Source organism: Methylobacterium sp. B1 (assembly GCF_000333255.1).
GTDB classification, from domain to species: Bacteria; Pseudomonadota; Alphaproteobacteria; order Rhizobiales; family Beijerinckiaceae; genus Methylobacterium; species Methylobacterium fujisawaense.
Genome location: NZ_BACT01000858.1, coordinates 1 through 1,128, shown reverse-complemented (window position 1 = coordinate 1,128; position 1,128 = coordinate 1). Strand labels below are relative to the sequence as shown.

At 70.3% G+C, this 1,128-nt stretch carries 1 protein-coding gene; it reads left to right on the top strand.

Features of this window, described 5'->3' with window-relative positions; all coding sequences use genetic code 11:
• On the top strand, positions 1 to 1,053 hold a 1,053-nt coding region (locus I53_RS24650; RefSeq protein WP_043355691.1), incomplete at its 5' end, for a gamma-glutamyltransferase family protein.
• Positions 1,054 to 1,128 lie beyond the last annotated feature (75 nt).

Here is a 1,128-nt window from a genome sequence, read left to right as displayed (position 1 = left end):
GGCGAGCTGGTGACCTTTCCCGGCGCCGAGCGGACCCTGCGGCTGATCGGCGAGACCAAGGGCGAGGCCTTCTACCGGGGCGAGATCGCCGAGGCGATCGCCACGCACGCGCGGGCCCATGGCGGCGCCATGACGGCCGCCGACCTCGCGGGGTACCGCCCCGAATGGGTGATGCCGACCGCCAAGGATTACCACGGCTACACGCTGCACGAGATCCCGCCGAACGGCCAGGGCATCGCGGCGCAGATCGCGCTCGGCATCCTGGAGCAGTTCGACCTCGGCAGCCTGCCGGTGGACGGACCGGAGGCGCAGCACCTCCAGATCGAGGCGATGAAGCTCGCCTTCAGCGACACCTACCGGTACGTCGCCGACCCGCGCGGGATGGAGGTGACGCCCGAAGCCATGCTGGACCGCGCCTATCTGGCGGAGCGCGCCAAGCTGATCGACCGGAACCGCGCCCAGGTCTTCGGCCCCGGCAAGCCGCCCGCGGGCGGCACGATCTACCTCACCGCCGCGGATGAATCCGGGATGATGGTGAGCTTCATCCAGTCGAACTTCATGGGCTTCGGCTCGGGCGTGGTCGTTCCGGGCTGGGGGATCTCCCTGCAGAACCGCGGCTACGGCTTCGTGCTCGATCCTGCGAGCCCGAACGTGGTGGCGCCGGGCAGGCGCCCGTTCCACACCATCATCCCGGGCTTTCTCACCCGGGACGGCGCGCCGGTGATGAGCTTCGGCGTGATGGGCGGCAACATGCAGCCGCAGGGCCATGTCCAGACCCTGGTGCGGATGATCGACCACGGCCAGAACCCGCAGGCGGCCTGCGACGCGCCGCGGTGGCGGGTGAACGAGGGTCTCGACATCAACGTCGAGGCAGCGATGCCGCGGGCGACCCTGGACCGCCTGAAGGCCCTCGGCCACCGGCTCGAGGTGATCGAGGACAGCTACCAGGATTTCGGCGCCGGCCAGTTCATCTGGCGGATGGGCGATCCGGCGGTCGAAGGCTACGTGGCGGCGAGCGACCCGCGCCGCGACGGGCAGGCCGCCGTGTGGTGAGGCGCTACTTCACCTGCACGCTGTCCACGACCTGGCGGAACTTGGCGAGGACGCCGTCGCGCTGATCTTGCCGCA